The 19,754-nt window shown below is 64.4% G+C and carries 22 protein-coding genes, 1 pseudogene and 2 riboswitches; of the genes and pseudogenes, 11 read left to right on the forward strand and 12 right to left on the reverse strand.

Translation table 11 applies throughout. The features are described 5' to 3' along the window. Positions 1-177: 177 nt before the first annotated feature. The gene (locus CCR94_RS21465) at positions 178-1,530 is read right to left on the reverse strand and encodes a carbohydrate porin (protein ID WP_158254866.1); all 1,353 of its coding nucleotides are present in this window, start codon (positions 1,528-1,530) and stop codon (positions 178-180) included. 134 nt (positions 1,531-1,664) lie between these two features. After that, positions 1,665-2,942, reverse strand: coding sequence for a DUF2325 domain-containing protein (locus tag CCR94_RS21470; protein ID WP_104510146.1), 1,278 nt, complete (start codon positions 2,940-2,942; stop codon positions 1,665-1,667). Between the two features lie 243 nt (positions 2,943-3,185). On the opposite strand from CCR94_RS21470, the gene CCR94_RS21475 reads away from it, so the two are divergent. The 3 genes from CCR94_RS21475 to CCR94_RS21485 are packed head-to-tail and all read left to right on the forward strand — an operon-like array spanning position 3,186 to position 6,008. Continuing rightward, entirely contained in the window at positions 3,186-3,428 is a 243-nt protein-coding gene (locus CCR94_RS21475; protein ID WP_104510196.1) for a FeoA family protein, read from the forward strand. Positions 3,429-3,430: 2 nt separating this feature from the next. Further along, positions 3,431-5,779 carry a Fe(2+) transporter permease subunit FeoB gene (feoB, locus tag CCR94_RS21480; protein ID WP_104510149.1) on the forward strand — a complete coding sequence of 783 codons (2,349 nt, stop codon included), beginning with the start codon at positions 3,431-3,433 and terminating at the stop codon, positions 5,777-5,779. A gap of 4 nt (positions 5,780-5,783) precedes the next feature. Continuing rightward, positions 5,784-6,008 (forward strand): FeoC-like transcriptional regulator, encoded by a 225-nt coding sequence (locus tag CCR94_RS21485; protein ID WP_104510151.1) that lies wholly within the window; start codon positions 5,784-5,786, stop codon positions 6,006-6,008. Here the strand turns inward: CCR94_RS21485 and CCR94_RS26205 are convergent. The 5 genes and pseudogenes from CCR94_RS26205 to CCR94_RS25300 form a co-directional block, all read right to left on the reverse strand. Further along, positions 6,009-6,119: pseudogene (locus tag CCR94_RS26205) on the reverse strand (HAD-IC family P-type ATPase); the annotation flags it as partial. It abuts the gene before it with no gap. Beyond that, entirely contained in the window at positions 6,092-6,283 is a 192-nt protein-coding gene (locus CCR94_RS21490) for a hypothetical protein (RefSeq protein WP_104510154.1), read from the reverse strand. The pseudogene CCR94_RS26205 and the gene CCR94_RS21490, both read right to left, overlap by 28 nt. Next, entirely contained in the window at positions 6,280-6,705 is a 426-nt protein-coding gene (locus CCR94_RS21495) for a DUF2023 family protein (RefSeq protein WP_104510157.1), read from the reverse strand. Before CCR94_RS21495 ends, CCR94_RS21490 begins: the two co-directional genes overlap by 4 nt. Further along, on the reverse strand, positions 6,684-7,166 hold the full coding sequence (fldA, locus tag CCR94_RS21500; RefSeq protein WP_104510198.1) for a flavodoxin FldA: 483 nt from the start codon (positions 7,164-7,166) through the stop codon (positions 6,684-6,686). Before fldA ends, CCR94_RS21495 begins: the two co-directional genes overlap by 22 nt. Before the next feature lie 628 nt (positions 7,167-7,794). Further along, positions 7,795-7,941, reverse strand: a complete 147-nt coding sequence (locus tag CCR94_RS25300; RefSeq protein WP_158254867.1) for a hypothetical protein — start codon at positions 7,939-7,941, stop codon at positions 7,795-7,797. A gap of 20 nt (positions 7,942-7,961) precedes the next feature. Here CCR94_RS25300 and CCR94_RS21505 point away from each other — a divergent pair, with 20 nt between their 5' ends. The 6 genes from CCR94_RS21505 (at position 7,962) to CCR94_RS21530 (ending at position 12,086) form a co-directional block, all read left to right on the forward strand. Further along, on the forward strand, positions 7,962-8,528 hold the full coding sequence (locus CCR94_RS21505) for a TroA family protein (RefSeq protein WP_104510159.1): 567 nt from the start codon (positions 7,962-7,964) through the stop codon (positions 8,526-8,528). Between the two features lie 34 nt (positions 8,529-8,562). Further along, positions 8,563-8,970 carry a nitrogenase component 1 gene (locus tag CCR94_RS21510; protein WP_104510201.1) on the forward strand — a complete coding sequence of 136 codons (408 nt, stop codon included), beginning with the start codon at positions 8,563-8,565 and terminating at the stop codon, positions 8,968-8,970. An 86-nt stretch (positions 8,971-9,056) separates the two neighbouring features. Next, entirely contained in the window at positions 9,057-9,653 is a 597-nt protein-coding gene (locus CCR94_RS21515; protein ID WP_104510162.1) for a MotA/TolQ/ExbB proton channel family protein, read from the forward strand. A 70-nt stretch (positions 9,654-9,723) separates the two neighbouring features. Then, the gene (locus CCR94_RS21520; protein ID WP_104510164.1) at positions 9,724-9,927 is read left to right on the forward strand and encodes a hypothetical protein; all 204 of its coding nucleotides are present in this window, start codon (positions 9,724-9,726) and stop codon (positions 9,925-9,927) included. Positions 9,928-10,002: 75 nt separating this feature from the next. Then, positions 10,003-10,198, forward strand: a riboswitch (cobalamin riboswitch). 388 nt (positions 10,199-10,586) lie between these two features. Further along, positions 10,587-11,351 carry a hypothetical protein gene (locus CCR94_RS21525; RefSeq protein WP_104510166.1) on the forward strand — a complete coding sequence of 255 codons (765 nt, stop codon included), beginning with the start codon at positions 10,587-10,589 and terminating at the stop codon, positions 11,349-11,351. Between the two features lie 408 nt (positions 11,352-11,759). Further along, a complete protein-coding gene (locus CCR94_RS21530) occupies positions 11,760-12,086 on the forward strand; it encodes a cysteine-rich small domain-containing protein (protein WP_104510169.1) in 327 nt (108 codons plus the stop codon). Here CCR94_RS21530 and CCR94_RS21535 read toward each other — a convergent pair whose 3' ends face one another. The 5 genes from CCR94_RS21535 to CCR94_RS21555 form a co-directional block, all read right to left on the reverse strand. Continuing rightward, complete coding sequence (locus tag CCR94_RS21535) at positions 12,087-12,935, reverse strand: ABC transporter substrate-binding protein (protein ID WP_104510171.1); 849 nt, start codon at positions 12,933-12,935, stop codon at positions 12,087-12,089. It abuts the gene before it with no gap. Then, positions 12,932-13,714 carry an ABC transporter ATP-binding protein gene (locus tag CCR94_RS21540; protein ID WP_104510173.1) on the reverse strand — a complete coding sequence of 261 codons (783 nt, stop codon included), beginning with the start codon at positions 13,712-13,714 and terminating at the stop codon, positions 12,932-12,934. Before CCR94_RS21540 ends, CCR94_RS21535 begins: the two co-directional genes overlap by 4 nt. After that, positions 13,711-14,739, reverse strand: coding sequence for a FecCD family ABC transporter permease (locus CCR94_RS21545; RefSeq protein WP_244594172.1), 1,029 nt, complete (start codon positions 14,737-14,739; stop codon positions 13,711-13,713). The genes CCR94_RS21540 and CCR94_RS21545 overlap by 4 nt, the downstream gene beginning before the upstream one ends. Before the next feature lie 141 nt (positions 14,740-14,880). Beyond that, entirely contained in the window at positions 14,881-16,905 is a 2,025-nt protein-coding gene (locus CCR94_RS21550; RefSeq protein ID WP_104510175.1) for a TonB-dependent receptor plug domain-containing protein, read from the reverse strand. 30 nt (positions 16,906-16,935) lie between these two features. Next, a riboswitch (cobalamin riboswitch) is annotated at positions 16,936-17,138 on the reverse strand. Positions 17,139-17,224: 86 nt separating this feature from the next. After that, positions 17,225-17,908, reverse strand: a complete 684-nt coding sequence (locus CCR94_RS21555) for an adenosylcobinamide amidohydrolase (protein WP_104510205.1) — start codon at positions 17,906-17,908, stop codon at positions 17,225-17,227. Positions 17,909-18,112: 204 nt separating this feature from the next. Here CCR94_RS21555 and CCR94_RS24750 point away from each other — a divergent pair, with 204 nt between their 5' ends. Continuing rightward, positions 18,113-18,880, forward strand: a complete 768-nt coding sequence (locus CCR94_RS24750; RefSeq protein WP_146090135.1) for a hypothetical protein — start codon at positions 18,113-18,115, stop codon at positions 18,878-18,880. 550 nt (positions 18,881-19,430) lie between these two features. Further along, the gene (locus CCR94_RS21560) at positions 19,431-19,619 is read left to right on the forward strand and encodes a hypothetical protein (RefSeq protein ID WP_104510178.1); all 189 of its coding nucleotides are present in this window, start codon (positions 19,431-19,433) and stop codon (positions 19,617-19,619) included. Positions 19,620-19,754: the final 135 nt, after the last annotated feature.

Consider the following 19,754-nt stretch of genomic DNA (forward strand, 5'->3'; position numbering starts at 1 on the left):
GTAAAATAGAACGATTCTAAATTGCGATGTAAACATTGGAATCAATGCTTTATGCCACGCGCGCCTTCTCCGCCGCGTGGCCATAGGCGTTGTTTTCGCGGATTGCGAAGCAATCTCGCGGAAACCGTATTAGACAGGTGTCGCCCTCGCGCCGTCGGGCGGCGCGAGGGCGCTTGATCAGAAATTCATCGTCGAGCGCACGCCGAACACAGCCGCGTCGCGCACGCGCGCGCCATTGGCGTCGGCCACGCCGCCGCCGGGGCTGAAAATATACTGGAAGTCCGGCTGCAGGCTCCAACCCGGAACGATCTGGGCCTGATAGGAAAGCTCCAGCACGGATTCGGCGCGGCGCAACACCGTCAGGCCGGCATCGATGTCGGAGTCCCGCGCCTGATCGGAGATATGGGCGTAGCCGAAGGCGACGCCGAAGCCGTCATCAGGACGGCCGGGAACGAGGCCAGAGAAAGTCAGGCCGGCGTCCGCGTAGAAATCGACCAGGTTGCGCGTCTGCGGCCCGCCGCCGACGCGCACGAAAAACGCCCCGCCCTTGGCCGCGTCCTCGCCGGTTCCAAGTTTCCAGAACTGCTGGTCCCAGATGCCGTAAACGCCCCAGTCGCCCTTGAGCGTCGTGCCGAAGCGCTGATGGGCGAAATCGCCGTAATGCTCGAAGGCGCCGAGTTTGATCGAACCCGCGAGGCCATCGTCCTTGCCCTGATTGTAGCGGTATTGAACTTCCTGCATGGCCAGCGGCGCGTCTTGCAGGCGGAAATTGGTTCCGTATCGGTTGCAGCGCTGTGAGTCGTCCCCGCACGAACCGGAGGGATCGCCGTCGAACACGGCGGCGAGGATGTTGACCGGGTCGGAATCATTGCCGAGTTTTACGCGCACGCCGGGCGTGGCGAAGGGATAGCCGGGACCGCCGCTGGGCAGATTGGCGCCGGTGAAGGCGGGCCAGCCGAAGGTGCCGTTGATGAACAGCGCGCTGTATTTGCTGGCGAAGAATTCGGTGTCGGCGGCAAGCTGGCCGAAACGCACGCCGAGCCGGTCGTCAAAGGCTTTTTGTTCGTACCACAGTTCGTAGAGACGAACGGTGGGCAGCGCCTCGATGTTGCTGACGGTCAGAGTGTTGCCAAGATAATAGCGCGACAGGCCCGTTCCATGAATCCAGTAGCCGTTGGCGTGGAAGGCGCCGCCTGTCAAGCCCGCGAGCTTCTCCATGTCGGCGTCGACAGCCAGTTCCATGCGCCCATCGTAGACGCCGCCCCGGCGCAGACCGCCGGAGGCGTTGCCGAGCACTTCGCCGATATAGTTGAGCTGGACGAATATGCCCCTGTCCTTGAGCTGCCTCTTGGCGTCGGCGATCGGCGCCAGGGCGGGAAGGCTGGTGAGCAGCGACGGCAGTTCGTCCGCTGCGGGTTCCGCTGGCTTGGCGTCCTCGGCGGCCTGCGCCGAGGTGGCGGCAAGAAGCGCAAGGAGACTTGCGCGAACGGCCCATTTCTGCTTCGTCGCGGTGAGACGCGCCCCGGTCATGTCAAACTCCAATTTATTCTTGTTGGGTGATGGATTCCCGTTGCCGAGATGCTTTGCTAAGCAGTTGAAGGCAATGGAAACTTGCGGAGAACAGTTGAATTTTCCGAACCCGCGGCGGCAACGGCGCGACCGCGTCATGGCGGGCTCCCCGTCGGGACCAGGGCGGATTCCAGGGCGCGCAGGAAGGTTGTCGCGCTCGCCGTGCGCAGCGGCCGCATCGGCTTGCCCTCGCTCTGGCAGATTTTCTTGACGGCCTCGACCGCGCTGTGGCTGACGCAATCGACAGGAAAGAACACGGCGTCCGCCTGGCGCACGAGTTCGCCGAGCCGGGCGGAGGAATTTTCCAGCCCGCCGTCGTGATGAAGCAACTGCCCGTTGCGGCCGGCGATCAGTTGGCGGAGCTTGCACACGGTTTGCGGACGCCCGCCGACGTAGAGCAGGCAGCGGCCGCACAGGCTCGCGGTCTTGCCATCGCCGTCCGCGCCATCGTCCAGACTCTCATCCCCGGTCCAGCCCCGCGCCGGTTCCGCGACGGTGGCCTCGGCGGCGTGCAGGCGGGCGCGCAAATGTTCGCATTGCAGTTCGAAGCCGGTGGCCTCGCGCTTGAGAAGCGCATTCTCCTGCCGCAACAGTTCAAGTTCGTCCGCCTGCGCCCGCAACTCGGACGCCAACCGGTTATGGTCGGCGAGGCCCCGCAGCAGCGCGCATTCGTCTTCGAGCGTCTCCATCGCCGCGACGCGGTCGCGCAGCCGCGCCATTTCCGCCTGGGCCTCGCGCAGGTGGGCGGCGCGCTCGTCGATTCGCGCGGTCAGGCGGCGGGCGAGTTCGCCCTTCTCCCGGCGCGCCTCCGCGATGGCGCGGGCGTCGCCGCGATTGGAGGCGCCGGACATGTGCGACATCATGTGGATTTCGCCATAGACCCGCGATTCGACATCGGGCGGCAGCTTGGGATGGGTGAGCATCGCCCAATAGGCGCCGGGCGCAAGGCCAGCATCGACCGCCGCCTCCCAATAGCCGATGAAATCCTCGGCGCTTTCCAGCGCGCGCGCCTTGCGGATGGCGCCTTCGAACTTGGCGTCGAGATGTTTTGTCACAGCGCGGGCCGCCGCGGTCTCGGTGCTCATCCGCGCGGTGAGCGTGCCGTGAATGTCGTAGTCGCTCATGCGCCAGGGGTCGTCGACCACGCCGCATTTTTTCGCGATGCGACGCAATTCGCCAAGCGACATGCACGTGCCGACGATCGAGCACAGCGAGGCGCCGCGCACTTCCCATATAGTGAGACGGCGCCCGTCGGCGCGATGGTCGGCCGTGACGCTGTTGGCGGGCGGCCGCACGAGATCGGCCAGGATCGGCGTCAACCCGGAAGAGGCCAGCGCCAGCGCCGCCGGCGCGACGGTCGGCTTCTTCTTCATGACCGCGCCGCGCCGGCGCGGTCAAATTCGCCGCACGCGAACGATCGACGACGCTGGCAAGTCATGGTAGCTCTCCAAAATCTGTTGTCTCCAGGATGAGACAACACTTCGGGCGGCGCCGCTCAAGCGAAATAGCCGTAGTTGGAACACTTCTAAACTGCGGCGATCGCCTTGACCAAGGCCTGTCCCTCTCGGAATAATCGACACTTGACCGAAGTGATTTCACTGCCGAACGAGGCGCTCATGACTGACGACGCGATTTCCTTGCAAACGATGAAGCCGGGGGACGCCGCCCGCATCGTCGGTTTCGTGAAGGGCGAGCGCGCGTACCGCCAGCGCCTGCTGGCCATGGGCTTGACGCCGGGAACCGTCTTCTCCGTGACCCGCGTCGCGCCGCTCGGCGATCCCCTGGAAATCTCGGTGCGCAATTTCACGCTCACGCTGCGCCGGCGCGAGGCGGCCATTCTACTGGCGGAAAGGCTCTGATCATGACCCACGTGGTGGCTGTCGTCGGCAATCCCAATTGCGGCAAGACGACCATGTTCAACGCGCTCACCGGTTCGACGCAGCAGGTCGGCAACTGGCCGGGCGTCACTGTGGAGAAGAAGGTCGGCTCCTACAGGCTGGAGGACGAAAAGTTCGACCTGGTGGACCTGCCCGGCATCTACATGATCGGGAGTCTGGCGCAGGGGGCCGAGGACGAGCGCGTGGCCCGCGATTTCATCCTTTCCGGCGAGGCGGAAGTCGTCGTCAACATCCTCGACGCCGCCAATCTGGAGCGCAACCTCTATCTGACCACGCAATTGCTGGAGATGCGGGTTCCGGTCGTGGTCGCCGTCAACATGGTGGATCTGGCCGAGAAGAGCGGCATCCATATCGACGTGAAGGCCTTGTCGCGGAAGCTGGACTGCCCGGTGGTCTCCATCGTCGCCAGCCGGCGCAAAGGCGTGGCCGAACTGAAGGCGGCCATAGCCGCCGCCTGCCGCAAGCCGTCGATTCCCTCGGTCCGGCTTGAACACGCCCCGGCGGTGGAAGCCGCGCGCGCCGCCCTGCTGCCCAGGATCGCCGAGGCGGCGGGCGCCCGAGGCGTCGATCCCGCCTGGGTGGCGCTCAAACTGCTGGAAGGCGACGGCTTCGCCGAAGCGTTGGCCGGCCAGGACTTGGCGAGCGAGATCAAAGAGCATGGCGCGGCGATCGAAGACGCCTGCGGCGATGAAGCCGACATCATCATCGCCGACGGCCGCTATCGCTTCATCGGCGACGTCATCGCCGCCTGTTTCCGCCAGCCGCGCAAGATTTCGTTAAAACTGACGCGGCGCATCGACAGGATCGTGCTGAACCGTTTCTTGGGCGTGCCCGTGTTCCTGTTCGCCATGTATCTGATGTTCCTGTTCACGATGAAGGTGGGCGGCGCCTTCATCGAGTTCTTCGGCCTCACGGCGGAAGCCGTGTTCGTCGACGGCGTCGGGGAGGCGCTCAAGGCGATCAACGCGCCGGAATGGCTGACCGTGTTCGTCGCCACCGGCATCGGCGGCGGCATAAAAACCGTCGCCACTTTCATTCCCATCATCGGCTCGCTGTTTCTGTTCCTGTCGTTCCTTGAAGACTCCGGCTACATGGCGCGCGCCGCCTTCGTCATGGACCGCGCCATGCGCGCCATCGGCCTGCCCGGCAAAAGCTTCGTGCCGCTGATCGTCGGCTTCGGCTGCAACGTGCCGGCGATCATGGCGACGCGGACGCTGGAGAACCGCCGCGACCGCATCCTCACCATGATGATGGCGCCGTTCATGTCCTGCGGCGCGCGGCTGCCGGTTTACGCCCTGTTCGCCGCCGCGTTTTTCACGAGCAACGGCCAGAACGTGGTGTTCGCGCTTTATCTGCTGGGCATCGGCTTCGCGGTGGCGACCGGTCTGCTGCTGAAGGCGACCTTGCTGAAGGGCGAGACCTCGCCCTTCGTGATGGAATTGCCGCCCTATCATCTGCCCACGCCGCACACCGTGCTGCTTCAGGCCTGGCGACGGCTGCGCGAATTCATTTTTCGTGCGGGACAAATCATCGTGCCCATTGTCGCCGCGCTCAGCTTCTTCAACGCGCTGGGAACGGACGGGACGTTCGGCAAGGAGAACACGCGCGACTCCGTGCTCGCCGTCGCGAGCCAGGCCATTACGCCGATATTTCGCCCGCTCGGCGTGACCGACGAGAACTGGCCGGCCGCCGTCGGCCTGTTCACCGGCATTTTCGCCAAGGAGGCCGTGGTCGGGACGCTGAATTCGCTCTACACCGAAATGGGCGCGGCGGACGCGGCCGCGAAGGCGCGGGCCGGGGGCGAAACAGCGGCGCCGAAGGAAAGCGGCGGCATTGTCGCCAAGCTCTCGGAAGCCGTCGCCACCATTCCCGCCAAATTCGGCGAGATCGGCTCTTCGCTGATCGATCCGCTGGGGCTGAACGTGTCCTACACCGGCGACGCCGCGCAGGCGGCGACCGAACTGAAGGTGCAGGACGGCGTGTTCGGCGCGATGACCAGCCGTTTCGACGGCCTCGCCGGCGCCTTCGCCTACATGCTGTTCATCCTGCTCTACACGCCCTGCGTGGCGGCGCTGGGCGCGATCCGCCACGAGGCGGGCCTGGCCTGGACAGCCTTCGCGGCGGGCTGGAACACGGCGCTCGGCTACACGGCGGCGGTCGCGTTCTACCAGATCGCCACCTTCTCGCGCGATCCCGTATCGTCATCGAACACGCTTGCGGCCTGCGTCGGATTGGCCGGGCTCGCGATCGGATTGATGATCGTGGCTGGTCGCATGCGCCTGCGCGCGCTCGCGGCGGCCCCGGCGGAGTGACGCCATGACGATGACGCTGACCGACGCCAAGGCCTATCTGATGGACAAGCGGCGCGCCACGCTTTGCGATATCGCGACCCATTTCGATTCATCGCCCGACGCCGCGCGGCACGTCATGCAGCATTGGGTGGCGAAGGGTCGGGCAAAACTGCTGCGAGGCGCGCCCTGCAAGGCCGGCTGCGCCTGCGCCAGCCGGCCCGACGACGTCTATGAATGGGTGACGCCATGATCGGCGCGCAAGCAGGCGCGGGGCGTTGGCGGTCACCGGCGCGGTCGCGCCGGTGTTGGCGAGAACGGCCGGCCACAGGCCGGTCAGCCCGACCAGCGTGGTGACGAGAAAATCCCTGCGGCCTTAAGATCGCGCACGATGCGCTGCTTGTCCTCCGGCATCCGTTCGGCGCGCGTCGCGACGCCGGGCGTTGCGCCGAACGCCCGCACGAAGACCGTCTTGCCCTCGGCGTTGAGCGCCTCGCCATCGGCGCCGTCGCGCGGGGGCGAATTCACTCTGCGGCGGTCGCCAGCGCGACGCGTTCGCAGCGCGCGAGATAGCGGAGGCATTGCTGCTCGCGATCATAGCCAAGCAGCGCGCCGAGCATGAAATCCTCTTCCGCCGTCAGCATGTTCAGCGGTCGCGTCGCCAGCGCGCGCGCCACATCGACGAAGGCGCGCCGGCCGAAGAACAGGTTGGCCTTGGCGGGACACACCTCCTGGACGAAATGGTCGATGCCGAGCTTTCCCAGACGGTCGCGCGCGCGCGCCAGTTCAGCGCGGGTCAGCGTCATCAGGAACAGGGCGCGGACGCCGCGCCCATATTCATAGACATGGTGATGCAGCAATCGCAGAAACGAGTCTCCCTCGACCGCGCAGGGCGGCGCGAACGGCTGGGGCGCTTCGGCCCCTGCGATCAAAGCAATTGGCTCAGCCATGCGCTCACTCTCTTTTCGGTCATGCCGGACTGGGTGTCGAGGTCGAGGGCGAGGCCGACGAACTGGCCATCGCGTTCGGCGGTGGACTCGATATAGTCGAAGCCCTTGGTGTCCGTGAAGCCGACGACATTGGCGCCGAGCGCCGAAACCTCGTCGTAGAGAATGCCCATGGCGTCGAGGAAGGAGGTGGGATAATTCTGCTGGTCGCCAGTTCCGAACAGGGCGATCTTCTTGCCCTTGAGATTGGCGCCGCGCAGCTTGTCGATATTGTCTTCCCAATCCGTTTGCAGGGTTCCGTCGCCATAGGTGGGCGAGCCAAGCACCAACAAATCGCAGTTTTCAAAATCCACGACGGCGGCCTTCTTGATGTCGATGGTCCGCCCCTGGCATTTGGCTGCGATTTTTGCGGCGACGCCGCGTGTCGCGCCGCCGTCGGAACCGAAAATAATATTGATCTTCATGCCGTCTTCCTTGTCGCCGAGCCCGCTGAATGTCAGCAATCAGCCAATAAGCGCGCGCCGCTCCACACTTGTCTCGACAGTTTGCGATGACGACGGAGCGGCTTTTGTCGTTCGATACATCGAACGACTACATGTCGAGGTCTTGTCGCTGGCCCACAAAAAATACCAATTCAGTTGCAGCGCACAAACAGAAACCGTGAAGTTAGAATTATTCTAGATTTAGACGCATTCGTCGCCCGCTCCGAGGCGCCGCCCTGAACGTCACGCAGGACCGGAGGCTGCGAGATGAACGGCCCGGACCACCCGGCGGCGCGTGATCCTTGCGCATCTGGTCGGAGCAATTTCTTCCGACGGCGCGTCGTCCGATCCCGAACATACCAATTTGTCAAACGAACATTTTTGCGCTTTCTTGTCGCCAAGCTGCGCATAGGGCTGCGAATTATACGCTTTTCGGCTTGATCTCGGGCTTGGCGCCGATCATGCTGCGTGATGAAAGGTCGCGCTGCATCTGTGCCGAACACGAATGCGCCGATCATGTCGCCCGCGAGGCGACCGACTGCGGCCTGAGCCGTTTCCCCCGAGAACCCTGAAGTCAGAGGCGTCGTTTTCGACGTCAAACCCGTCTTGTTCAGCAGGAGACGCCATGTCCGCGCCTGTGTGTGTTCGCCGCGACGCCGGCCTGCGCCGCCGAAGACCAGTCCAGTTTGCCCGACATCACCGTGACGGCGCCGGCAAATTCGAATTCCGGCGCATCGAATGGTTTGGGGGCGAGCAATTCGCGTCCGGAAGGCTCCGTTGAAAGCGCCTATCGCACCACAACCGGTCAAGTCGGACCGCTCGGAAAGCTGTCGCTCCAGGACTTGCCCTTTTCTCTCAATCAGGGTCGAGCGTTTCCCTCCGTGGGCGGCGCGGACCAACCCGTCCCTGTCCGCCATTGCCACCTTCGCGAGCCAGCCAAATCTTGAAGACAGTCTGGCGCGTCATCCCGACCTCGCCCTGGTCAGCGCCAACTACGGCCTCAAGCTGTCCACGCTGGCGGCGTTCGGGGTTCCCGCCCTCGTCAGCCAATCGGCGCGCCCCGCAAGGTCGGCCATGCGATTCATCGAAGACGCCAGGACCATGGTGAGACTGGTCGGCGACGCCGTGGGGGCAGAGGCTCCGACCATTGCGGAAGCCTGGCGCGCCTCGTTCGACGAAAGGCCGCGCTTCATTCAGAGCAGGGTTGCGGCTATTCCGCCGAAAAAGCGCCTCTCCCTCTATTACGCCCGATTTTACCGCACCCGGCTTTCCGATGACGAGGCGCAAAAGCTTCTCGACGGGCGCTCGCCCGACGGGAGTCGTTTCAATCTGACGCGAAACTGACGTGGCAAGACGTGATCCATTGAAGGAGGCGGCGATGGCGCCGGGCAAGACGACCTGTGTTTCCAACAAACCGGTTCCGGGCGGCTGCGCCTTTCGCGGCGCGAAACTGGCGTTGCAGCCGATCACCGACGCGCTGCATCTGGTTCACGGCCCGATGGTCTGCCAGGGCCACGGCTGGGACTCGCGTCCGACGATGAGCGCGGGCTCGACCCTGCACCGTCTCGCGCTGAGCACGGACATCGGCGAACTCGACATCGTTTTCGGTGGCGACGCGCGGCTGACCAAAGCCTTGGACGCCCTGGTCGCGCGCCATGATCCGCCGGCGATCTTCGTCTATCAGACCTGTCTGCCCGGCATGAGTGGCGGCGGGGCCTGCCAATCACCGACCGTATCGACGCGCCGTTCGCACAACAAATCGGCTATGCCGGCGCGCGCGGAATGATCTTCGAGACCGCCGCGCTGCTTTCGGAACGCGTGACCGACGCCACGCCGGCGCCGGCGATGTTTCAGTCTTGTTGAGGAGAAACCATGGACTCCCTGTCGCTCTCGCCGCTCGCGCTTTTTCTGCAAGCCGGCATCATCGGCAAAGCGGTGATGATCGTGCTTGGCCTCGCCTCGATCTGGTGCTGGGTTTTGATCGTGGAGGCTTTGTTCGGCCTGTCGCGGCTTTCCAGGGCGGTGTGCGATCCCGGGGCGGCGCTGCTTGCTGAGGCCGACGCGCAAGGGGCGTCGGAAGCCAAAATCCATATCCCCGGCGAGAGCGTCTCCGAGCGCCGCGCCCGAACCGCGGAAAGACTGACCCGCGCCCATGTCGAAGTCTTGATGCAGGCGGAAGGCGGACTGGCCAATCTGGCGGTGATTTCCTCTGTTTCGCCGTTCATCGGCCTGTTCGGCACGGTCTGGGGCATCATGGCGAGCTTCGTCGGCATTGCCGCGGCGCACGACACTTCGCTCGCCGTGGTCGCGCCGGGAATCGCCGAGGCGCTGGCCGCCACGGCCTACGGGCTCGCCGCCGCCATTCCCGCCGCCATCGCCTATAACCGGCTCGGCGCGGCCTTTTCGACGCTGGGGCAAAAACTTGTCCATCGCGCCGCCGACCGCGCCGCCGAATTCTGCCGCGCCTGAAATATTCATGATTTCCGCGCCTTAGCAGAATGGCCGTCCGGACGTTTTTCGCCCGCAGGTCGACATCGATGTGACGCCCGGCCACAATCTGTCGAAGGCCATGCTGAGCTATCCGCATCGGTTCGCGAAAGGAAGCGGCGCCAAGGCCGTGACGATCAGTCTCGTCGGCAGCACTCCGCTCAACGCCGAGATTCGCGATTCCACCTCGTTCCAGAAGGATGAGGTTCTCATTCAGGGGCGCGGGGTCAAAGCCGCCATGACTCTTAAGTTCTGAAAGCTGCGGCGATCGCCCAATCGCTGCATTTTCTGCATGATCTCAAGCAGAGGCTTGCCAATGGACGGCAAGGGCGCCAGTATCCAAGGCGATGGTGCTTCGGCATAGCTCCAATGTCGAAGATAATAGGGAACACGGTTCGATACCGTGGCTGCCCCCGCAACTGTAAGCGGTTAGCCTGTTTCAAAAACGCCACTGACTCTCGGGTTGGGAAGGCGGAAGCAGGTGGTGATCCGCAAGCCAGGAAACCTGCCATCGTTTGAATTGGCTCAGACTCGCCGGGTGAGGCGAGGCAGGAGGTTAACGATGATCAGTCCATTGGCTTTTGCGGCTCTAACGCTTTCGCGCTCAGGCAGAGGTTAGCCGCGCCCGGCCCTGTCGCGTCATTCTCAATCATCGAAAGCTGTCGCAATCGCGCGCTCCGTTTCCGCGCGCGCGACGTGATCGTATGATCGCTCGATCTGACGCGATGGATTCAAGACGTTCGCCCCGACGCCGCCTAACCGAAGCAGCGCCGCCATTTGCACGGAATTGCATATGTGCATCTTTCCGAAACGCCTCCATCATCATTCCCGCGGCGCCGAAACCGCAGGCAAATCGTCTGCGAACCGCGCGCGCGCCGGCCACGTCGCGGCGGAACGGATAGCGGAGACCCAGCCATGATTTTGGTTTCGGCGCTTTCCGTGGCCGACGAGACGCGGCCCAACGATTCGGGATCGGAGCGGCGCCGCGCGCGCGGTCTCCCCCTGTGGTTTCCAGCCGTCGCGGCGCCGAAGCGTTGGCGCCCGTCTTGGATTGCGCGTCGCTTTTGGCGCGATCTGGAAATCGTGCTGTGCTGGATTTTCCTCGACGCGCAGGAAAGAGCAGCGCATCCGCTTTCATCGCGAATTCGGGCGCCCATGCGCAGCAAGCCCGCGCCGACAAAGGCAGCCGACCGCGCGACCATCGCTCCCGACGACAGCCCCTTGCTTATCCCCGACGCGATGCCGTCAAAACCCAGGCGGGAAGTCCTGCTCGCCGGGCGCGCGAAGTTTACCGACGGGTTGTTGCGTTGCCTTCTGTCCGAAGATGTGAACGTCCACGCCATCGCCGTCGACCTCGATGAGGCGCGCGACTTGATCACGATGGGCGCGACGCCGCATTTGCTGGAAGACATCCCGGATCAGGCCGCGCATTTCGATGTCGTCATTTCGACCGACCTGATGCAGTTCATCAGCGCGGACGTGTTGGCGCGGCTGCCCGAACATGCCGTGATCCTGGACGTCGCGCCCCCGCCCGGCAGCGTCGATTACGAAAGCGCGAAAGCGCTCCGACGCAAGGCGATATGGGCGCGGCCGGCTGTTTCCGAAGGGCGCGCGGTGTTCTGTCCGGAAGCCTGGGCCAAGGTGCGCCGGGTGCTGGAAATGCGCAGGCATGGCGACTGATCCCGGAGCGCCTGGCGTCCCGCTCGAAGCCGCCGCATCGCCATGACCCCTTCACATCATGTCGTCGGCGGCGCGTCTCCCTTGAAGTCGCAGCCCTTTCCGATCGCGTCGACCATGCGGCCGCCGCGCGCGAGCAGCCGGAGCGCGGCGACGCAACGCATTGGCGATGGCTGTTTCCTCCCCTGGTCGCGCGGACGCGCGGTTTCGAACAGCGCCGCTAGAGCAAGTTCGGTGAACTCCCGTTCACCGAACTTGCTCTAAATCTTTGGTTTTGCGCATATTCTTTTCCGAAAACCGCGCACACTTTTCGGGAATATGCGCCAGCCGGCCGCGGCTCGACGGCATTTTGGTTGATCGTCTGCGGCCGCCCGCCGCGACGCCGAAAGTTCAAACGCGAGGAAGGAACGCATGGAGCCGAAGGATTCGACGAACAACACCGGCTATATGGGGTTCACCAATTCCGCTTGTCCCTTCATGCCCTGCCACCCGGGCGTGGAGCGCGAGTTCAACTGCCTGTTCTGCTATTGCCCGCTCAGCGCCTATGAATGTCCGGGGCCGTATGGGGTGATCATCGACCGCAATGGCCTGAAGCGTAAGGATTGTTCGGCTTGCATACTGCCGCACAACGGCTACAAGCGCGCGTGGAATTTCATCCAGCGCTGGCTGGAGCGGCCGACGTTCTGGCAAGGCCGTGAACAGGATCCGAACCGCATCAAGGATCCGGCAAACGACTGATCAGCGCGAAATGCGCGCCATGGCGGCGGACAGGCGATCCAGCGCGGCGGGCAGCATGGGTCCGCCGCAAATCGTCAATTGCTCTGGAATGACAATGCGGCGCGCGGCGGGATAGTCGCGTTCGAGGGCGGGATGCAGCAGCATCGCCTGGCCCTGATCTTCCGCGCGCGGCGACGATTCCGCGACCAGGATGAGATCTGGCTGCGTCGCGATAATGGTTTCCAGGGTGACGAAACCGCCGCTTCTCAATCCGAGTTCGTCTGCGGAATTGCTGAGGCCGACGGTCGCCAGCAGCGACGACAACAGACCGTTGCTCCCGGCGACCCAGCCTCGCCGCGAGACCGCGAGAACACGGGCGCGCCATTGTGAAGCCGCCGCGCGCGCCCGCGCCGCCGAAGCGTCGATTCGTGCGTTCAGCGCGCTGGCGCGCTCTGGATGCCCCACGATCTCGCCGACGCGCCGAATCTGCTCCTTCACATCCTCAATGCTGCGGGGAATGTCGAATTCCGCGACCTTCACGCCCTGGTCCCGAAGCAGATCGCGCGTGGCCTTCTTGCCGTATTTCCCGGCGAGCACAAGGTCGGGGTTCAACGCGATGAGGTCCTCCGCCTCGCCGCTCAAGCGCGGGTAGCGGCGCGCGTCCTCGGCGAGCCAGGACATTTGCGGATCGCGCGCATAAGGCCCGAGTCCGGCGATCTGGTCGGGGTCGGCCAAGGCCAGCAGGAGTTGGTCGGCGCACATGTTGATCGAGGCGATGCGAACCGGCGCGGCTTCACCCCTGACGCCTTGCGTCCAGCTCGCCGCGACCAAGGTCGCCGTCAGGACAAGGCGCCGCCAGAGGCCTTTCATCGCGCGGCCCAGGGCACGATCACCTGTTCGCTCGCATGGTCGCAGCGAAAGGCCTCGATGGAGAAGATCTCGGCGAGTTGCGCGGGCGCGAGCACGTCGCGCGGCGCTCCCGCCTCTTCCAGACGACCGGCGCGCAACATCAGCACGCGATCGGCGAAGCGGGCGGCGGCGCCGAGGTCGTGGGTGACGACGAAGACCAGCGCGCCCTGCCGCGCCTGTCGCCGCAGCAGTGTCATGATCGAGAGCTGGTAGTGCGGATCGACCGAAGCCGTCGGCTCGTCGGCGAAGAGAATGGGCGCTTCCGTCGCCAGCGCGCGGGCCACCGCCACGCGGCGGCGTTCGCCGCCGGAAAGTTCGGTGACGGCCCGGCCCGCCATGCCGCCGAGATCGACCGCATCGAGCGCGCGCGCGACGGCCTCGACATCGCGCGGGCTCAACCGGCCGGGGCGCGACGCGCCATGGGGATAGCGCCCCAGCGCGACGACATCGTGGACCGGCAGCGGCCAGTGGACCGAATCATCTTGCGGCACATAGGCGAAACGCTGGGCGCGCTGGGCGATCGACAGTCCGCGAACGTCCTCGCCGTCGGCGACGATGCCGCCTTCGCTCGGGATCAGGCCCGCCATCGCGCGCAAAAGCGTGGTCTTGCCGGCGCCGCTCGGCCCGACCAGGGCGACGAGCGCGCCGCGTTGCGCGCTGAACGAAATGTCGCGCAGGACCATGCGGCCGCCAAGGCGAACCTTGAGATTGCAAACTTCGAAACCATTGATCGGAATCATGCGCCGGCGCCTCCCAGTCTGAGGCGTTCGCGGAACACCAGGTAAAGAAAGAACGGGACGCCGATCAGAGCGGTGAGGACGCCGACCTTGATCGTGGAACTCGAAGGGATCAGGCGCACGGCGATATCGGCGGCCAGCAACAGCGCGGCGCCGGCGAAGGCGCTGGGCGCGAGCAGCCGGCCGGGATCGTGTCCGACCAGGGGGCGCATGAGATGCGGCACGACCAAGCCAATGAAGCCGATCGTTCCGGAAACGGCCACCGAAGCGCCGACGCCCAGCGCGACGCCGAGAATGACTTTCAGACGCAAAGCCGTGACATTGACGCCGAGGCTTTGCGCCGCCTCCTCGCCGAGGCTCAGCACACGAAACGCATCGCGCGGCGCCAGCAGCAGCAAAGCCCCGCAAGCCATGAAAGGCCAGGCCAGCAGGACATGGCGAAAGCTGCGGTCGTCGAGCGAGCCGAGCAGCCAGAACGAGATTTCGAGCGCCGCGAACGGACTCGACGCCAGATTGAGCGCCAGCGCCGTGGCGGCGCCCGCCAGACTCGACAAGGCGAGACCGGCGAGAATGAGCAGCAGCAGATTCGACTCGCGGCCGACGATGACGACCAAGAGAAAGGCGGACAGAAACGCCATCAGGATCGCGGACAGCGGCAAGGCGAAGGACAGCGCGTCGCCCACCCCTGTCGCGATGGCGAGCACCGCGCCAAAAGCGGCGGCCTGCGGCGCGCCAAACAGCGACGGCGCCGCGAGCGGATTGCGCAACAGGCCTTGCAGGGCGGCGCCCGACACTCCGTGCATGGCGCCGATCGTGGCGGCGAGCAGCGTTCGCGGCAGGCGGATTTCCTGGACGATCACCCTGTGCGCCTCGCTCGCGCCCCCGAACAACGCCTCGACGACGGCGCTGATCGGGAGGGGCGCCGCGCCGATGCTGAGCGAAACCAGCATCAAGACGCCGACCAAGGCGAGCAGCAGGGGCGACAGCCAAGATCGCTCCAATCCCGCAAGGCGAGGAGCCTGAATCATGTTTCAGCCAACTTTTGCTATCGAGCGCCATTTTCGATCGAGATCAGCGTCTCTCTCGCGGCGTCTCGTCGAGACTTGGAAAGGTCGCACCCGCAGGCGCGCGAAGCGAGACGGACGGGAGGCCCGTCTCGCTCCCCGCCGTCACCACTCGTATTTCGCGCCGCCATAGACGGCGCGGCCAAGGGCGCCGTAATTGGCGATTTCCTGGTAGCGCGTGTCGGTGAGGTTCTCGATCCGCCCGAACACCGACACGCCGCGATCGAGCTTGTAGCTGGCGAAAATGTCGATCTTGGCATAGGCCGGCAGCACGACGGACGTCGAGGTGTAGGCATAGTTGTTGTAGCTCTTGTCGGGATTGGCGCCGACCACGGTCAGGCGCCCCTCGACTTCAAGCTTGGGAACGCCGGCATAGATCAGCGAGACCGATCCCTTGTTGTGCGCGCGGCGCTGGATGACCTCACCCGTCGCCAGATTGCGGGCGTCCATGTTGGTGTAGGATGCCCGCGCGCGCAAAATGTCGGGCAGCACGACCGCCTCGGCCGAAAGCTCCAGGCCCTTTATGCGCGCCCGTCCGACATTGTAGTAGCAGCCATAGAACTGCGACGTCGCGCAGGTCGAGTCGTAGCCGTAATTGATCAGGTTGCTGTAGCGGCTGTTGAAATAAGTCGCTGACAGCGTCAGGCGGTCGCCGAATTTCTGATCGACGCCGACATCGTAGGCGGTGCTTTCCTCCGGTTTCAGGTTCGCATTCCCATAGGGGCTGAAGCGCTGGTAGAGCGAGGGCGCCTTGGCCCCCGTCCCCGCCGTCGCGCGCAGCTTGGTCCCCGTCTCCTCCAGCCGGTAGGCGGCGGTCACGCGCCAGGTGTCGAAGGTTTTCACGCCGCCGACGGAGTCGATGCGACCGCCATAGGTGATGTCGAGCCGGTCCAGCAGGGTGAACTGGTGCTGGGCGAACAGCGAATTTGTGCTCTGCCGCGCCGACAAGGTGGCGAAGTCGGGGCCGCCGGGCGCGTCCTGGCTGGTCATGCGCAGCGTTTCCGTCTCGGTCTTGGCCCCGAAAGTGAGCAGACCATAGGCGTCGAGCTTGAGGTCGCCCTGATATTCGGCCCCGTAGCGCCCGCCTTCATAGCCGTGCTTGCAATTGCCCGAAAAAGCCGCTTCGCAAAAATATTCGGTTTCCCATAAGTCGCGCTTGCTGTCGTTGCCGAACGCCGTCAGTCGGCTGTGAAGCCTCTGGTCGAAAGCGTCGTCGTCGATGCGCAGATAGCCCTGCAGGAATGTGGAGAGCGTGCGGTTGAAGCCGCCGTAAACATCGGCCGGCAGAGAGGCGCCGGGATTGTCGTAGCGCGATCCCATATTGTAGCCCGTGAAGCCGCCGGTGACGGTGATGTCCTCGTTGACGCGATAGCTGAGTTGCGCCGAGCCGCCGACCTTGTTGGTCGGCTCGACCACATCCGGCGCCGGTCCCTGCGCGACGCCATAGCCGTAGCTGAGCGGGCCCTTGACCCGATAGCCGTAGCGCGCTGGCGCATCGACATGCAGGGCGTCGAAAGCAAAGGACCACGACCAGCTGTCGATGGCGCCGGACTCCTGGACCCGGCTGTGAACCGTCCCAAAACTGCCGCCTTCGACGGAAGCGGAGCCATGCGGCGCGGCTTCGCCCTTGCGGGTGATGATATTGATGACGCCGCCCATGGCGTCCGAACCGTAAAGCGCCGATTGCGGCCCGCGTAAAACTTCGATGCGCTCGATATTGCCGGCGGAAAAGGCGCCGAGATCGACCGAGCCGTCGGTGATGCTTGGATCGTTGATGCGAACGCCGTCGAGCAGAACCAGGGTCTGGCCGGGCGTCGAGCCGCGCAGGAACACGGGCGTCACGGTTCCCACGCCGCCATTGCTGTAGATGTCGAGCCCCGGCGTTCCCCGCAGCACGTCTTCCAGGCCGGATGCGCCGCGCTTTTCGATGTCCTCGGCGGAAATGACCGTGACGGCGCTGGCGGCGCGGGCGACCGGCTGTTCGGTGCGGGTGGCCGTCACCTCGATATCGCCGAGCGCCTGGAACTGGTCAGGGGCCTGTTGCGCCTGCGCGCGGGCATGTTGAGCAAATATGGAAATGATTGCGCCGCCCGCCAGCAAGGCGGCGCGACGCTTGGAGAGCGTAGCCATGAGTCCTCCTGCCGTCCCACCGACGGCGTTGGGTTATGATGCGCATCGGCCGGTCTCCTGGCTCGCGACCCGTCTTCCGCCGCCTTCCCAGAAGCTGATCGCTTCCAGTGGCGCATTGGCGGAAGGAAAGTCGCCTACAGTTGCGGGGGCAGCTGCGGATTCGGACGGATGTCCATACCGCATTCCCGTTTCACCCCGGCTTTACCCGGGGCACCGATGACGCTGATTTTGTATTCTCGGCCTTCACGACATGCAAGAGCCGTTTTTTAGTTAGGCTGCGAATGCGGCGGCGCGTCGCAGCCGCCTTGATGGCGAGCGGTCAGCCCGGAATGAATTCGGCGTTCCAGGCTTCGGCGCCTTCGCGGGTGGCGTCATAGACCGCGCCTCCGATCGCCTCGCCGACGGCCGTGTGCAGCCCCGCGCAGCATAGCGGGGCTGCGGCGCAGGGCGCAGCGATGACCACGCAATCCGTACCCGTGCCGGTGACGGGCTTTTCCACCCCGGCCGGCCTGGTTTCCAGGATCGCCGCCGTGCGCGCCTGCACCGCGATGGACAGGGCCTCGACATAGGCGCCGTCGCTCAGAGGATGCGACACATGGACGAGCGTATTGATGGTTCCTGCCCGCGCGGGATTCGGCTTTCGCATGCCGATGCGTTCTGCGTTCGACAGCCCGACGGTGGTCAGGCAGGAGGCCTCGATGTCTTCGACGCGCCGCCGGCGAAAGTGATGTCGCGAGATGTCGCGAGACGTCATGAAGGCGAGCGCGTCGCCTGCGCCGGCCAAGGCCAGACGCGCCCGAAGAAAGGCGTAGGCGTCGACGTCCGGGCCAAGATCGGCGTTGCGCACCTCCACCCACACCACGTCGCTGACGGTCGCGAAACCCGGATGCAGCATCGACCAGCCCAATGTGCGCTGGGGGACGCGAAAGCGCACGGTCAGGAACGGCCGCGCGCAAACGTAGCTGAAGGGCGCGGCTGCAACCGCCTCGTCCGGGTCACGCATGTCGAACAGCGCGCATATCATCGGGCGCGCACCGTTCGATTTGCGACGTGAAACGCCGACGCTCCCGCAGAGTCCGCCATTGATACGGTTTCCGCTGGATCGCTTCGCGATTCGCGGAAACAAAATCGCGCGGAATTCCTTGAGGTGGAAGCGGAATTCCGCGCGAACGGAATACGAAATCCGAATGAATCATTCGGATTTCGTATGAGACGCACACGCGCTCGCATCGTCGCACGTGGCTGGTTCAACGATCCACATAGCCGCCAAGATCCGTTTATCGGCGCCAGCATCGAGCCGGCGCCGAGGTGGTTACGAGTGGGCGCGGATCCCGAAAGGGTCGGAATTCCGCGCGCCGCGTTCGATCAATCGCCCTTCTTCGAGCATGACGCTCCGCGTGGCGATCTCGCAGCGGAAGCGCGGGTCGTGCGATACCACGATCATGGCCTGCGGCAAGTCCAGAAAGATGGAAACGACGCGATTGTAGAAGGGCTCGTCAAGCGCATTGGTGAAATGCTGGATGAAATGGTTCTCTGCGGAATCCAGTCAGGCGCGGGCGCCAGGGCGAACCCCGGGAGAAGCGGACTCTCGCCCGGCTTTTCCAGGTTGACGTTCGGCGTGCAGACCATCTGGAAATGGCCTTGCGCCGGCAGGGCTGTCAGGCAGGCCAGCGCGGTCGCGGATATGGCGGCTTTGAATCCGTTCACAATCGGTCTCCTTCGCGAGCTGAAAGAGCTCCAACAGGAGACTTACGAAGCGCAGGCGGTCAGTTGCAGTTTCCATCTGTCCAGCCAAGGATTGTCGCCACAACCGGGAGACTCCGCCAATCCATCCGGTCAGCGGACATTGAATTCTGCAATACACCTGATTTCAGGGAAGCGCTTTCCACCGGCATTGGGCAAGGCTACGGACATCTCATCTTATTTAGCCTTGCGCTCTGCGTCATTCACCTGCTCAAACATTGGTCGTACCTGATGACGCACTGCGCGCGCTGTGAAGGATAGCGAGTCCAGGGCCCGACATTTTGCAGGCATTGATATTTCGTTTCCGCGCAAGAGTTGACGCGCTCTGTCCGCGATGAATTGTCTCGCAAGCCAGATGGAAGCCCACCTTCGAGAGCGAACGCATGAGGCGCGCTCCCAATAACAGAGAGAAACGCAGCAGTGAGGGCGAAAGCTGCACGCATGTCGGGGTCATCTCCAGAGCGATCCTAAAGGCGTCCCAGATCGGACCTGGGAGCCAGGCCAACCGTGTCGAAAGGCCATGACGACCTCTTAGGTCGCTCCAACTGTCGGAATCCTGTCAAAACTGATTATTGTGTCGTCTGGCATCCCATGTGGTGACGCCTCATACGCTGTGCGCTTTGGAGTGGCCGTCGTGGTCGTGAACCATGAACGTCTCCTGTCCGGTTGAAGGAGGCCATTGTAAACCCATGAGCGCCGCGCGCCAATTGGGGCGCGCCCTTGAGAAGAGTGTCAGAGCGTCCGCTTGAGAGACTAGGACTATTATGTAAGCTGTGATTATCATGCCGCGCCGCATTGAATTCGAGATCGCGATGCTCCGCTCCTCGGCGGACGTTCTTTCCGAAGGCGGAGAGGTAAAACTCGACCTGGTCTTCACCCACCCGATGGAGCGTAGCCCGGTCATGAAAAAGGCGCGACCGAAGCGTGTTGGCGCGGTCATCGAGGGCAAGACGGCCTGGACCCTGGCCTAGAAGCTGGAGAGGCCGGGCGTGGGCGTGTTCTTTGTCGAGCCGAGCCCTATTGGGAGCAGGCCGAGAAAAAGTGGATCGCCCATCCGGCGAAAGAGGGGGGAGATGGCTACGCCTCCGGCGAGGGTTGGGAGAAGC

Source organism: Rhodoblastus sphagnicola, assembly GCF_002937075.1.
Taxonomy (GTDB): Bacteria; Pseudomonadota; Alphaproteobacteria; order Rhizobiales; family Beijerinckiaceae; genus Rhodoblastus; species Rhodoblastus sphagnicola.

Bases quoted from the DNA above. Each gene is read 5' to 3' on its own strand.
- CCR94_RS21465 (WP_158254866.1), bottom strand. From the start codon at position 1,530: ATGACCGGGGCGCGTCTCACCGCGACGAAGCAGAAATGGGCCGTTCGC.
- CCR94_RS21470 (WP_104510146.1), bottom strand. From the start codon at position 2,942: ATGAAGAAGAAGCCGACCGTCGCGCCGGCGGCGCTGGCGCTGGCCTCT.
- CCR94_RS21475 (WP_104510196.1), top strand. From the start codon at position 3,186: ATGACTGACGACGCGATTTCCTTGCAAACGATGAAGCCGGGGGACGCC.
- feoB (WP_104510149.1), top strand. From the start codon at position 3,431: ATGACCCACGTGGTGGCTGTCGTCGGCAATCCCAATTGCGGCAAGACG.
- CCR94_RS21485 (WP_104510151.1), top strand. From the start codon at position 5,784: ATGACGATGACGCTGACCGACGCCAAGGCCTATCTGATGGACAAGCGG.
- CCR94_RS21495 (WP_104510157.1), bottom strand. From the start codon at position 6,705: ATGGCTGAGCCAATTGCTTTGATCGCAGGGGCCGAAGCGCCCCAGCCG.
- fldA (WP_104510198.1), bottom strand. From the start codon at position 7,166: ATGAAGATCAATATTATTTTCGGTTCCGACGGCGGCGCGACACGCGGC.
- CCR94_RS21510 (WP_104510201.1), top strand. From the start codon at position 8,563: ATGGCGCCGGGCAAGACGACCTGTGTTTCCAACAAACCGGTTCCGGGC.
- CCR94_RS21515 (WP_104510162.1), top strand. From the start codon at position 9,057: ATGGACTCCCTGTCGCTCTCGCCGCTCGCGCTTTTTCTGCAAGCCGGC.
- CCR94_RS21525 (WP_104510166.1), top strand. From the start codon at position 10,587: ATGATTTTGGTTTCGGCGCTTTCCGTGGCCGACGAGACGCGGCCCAAC.
- CCR94_RS21530 (WP_104510169.1), top strand. From the start codon at position 11,760: ATGGAGCCGAAGGATTCGACGAACAACACCGGCTATATGGGGTTCACC.
- CCR94_RS21535 (WP_104510171.1), bottom strand. From the start codon at position 12,935: ATGAAAGGCCTCTGGCGGCGCCTTGTCCTGACGGCGACCTTGGTCGCG.
- CCR94_RS21540 (WP_104510173.1), bottom strand. From the start codon at position 13,714: ATGATTCCGATCAATGGTTTCGAAGTTTGCAATCTCAAGGTTCGCCTT.
- CCR94_RS21545 (WP_244594172.1), bottom strand. From the start codon at position 14,739: ATGATTCAGGCTCCTCGCCTTGCGGGATTGGAGCGATCTTGGCTGTCG.
- CCR94_RS21550 (WP_104510175.1), bottom strand. From the start codon at position 16,905: ATGGCTACGCTCTCCAAGCGTCGCGCCGCCTTGCTGGCGGGCGGCGCA.
- CCR94_RS21555 (WP_104510205.1), bottom strand. From the start codon at position 17,908: ATGCGTGACCCGGACGAGGCGGTTGCAGCCGCGCCCTTCAGCTACGTT.
- CCR94_RS24750 (WP_146090135.1), top strand. From the start codon at position 18,113: ATGAGACGCACACGCGCTCGCATCGTCGCACGTGGCTGGTTCAACGAT.
- CCR94_RS21560 (WP_104510178.1), top strand. From the start codon at position 19,431: ATGCCGCGCCGCATTGAATTCGAGATCGCGATGCTCCGCTCCTCGGCG.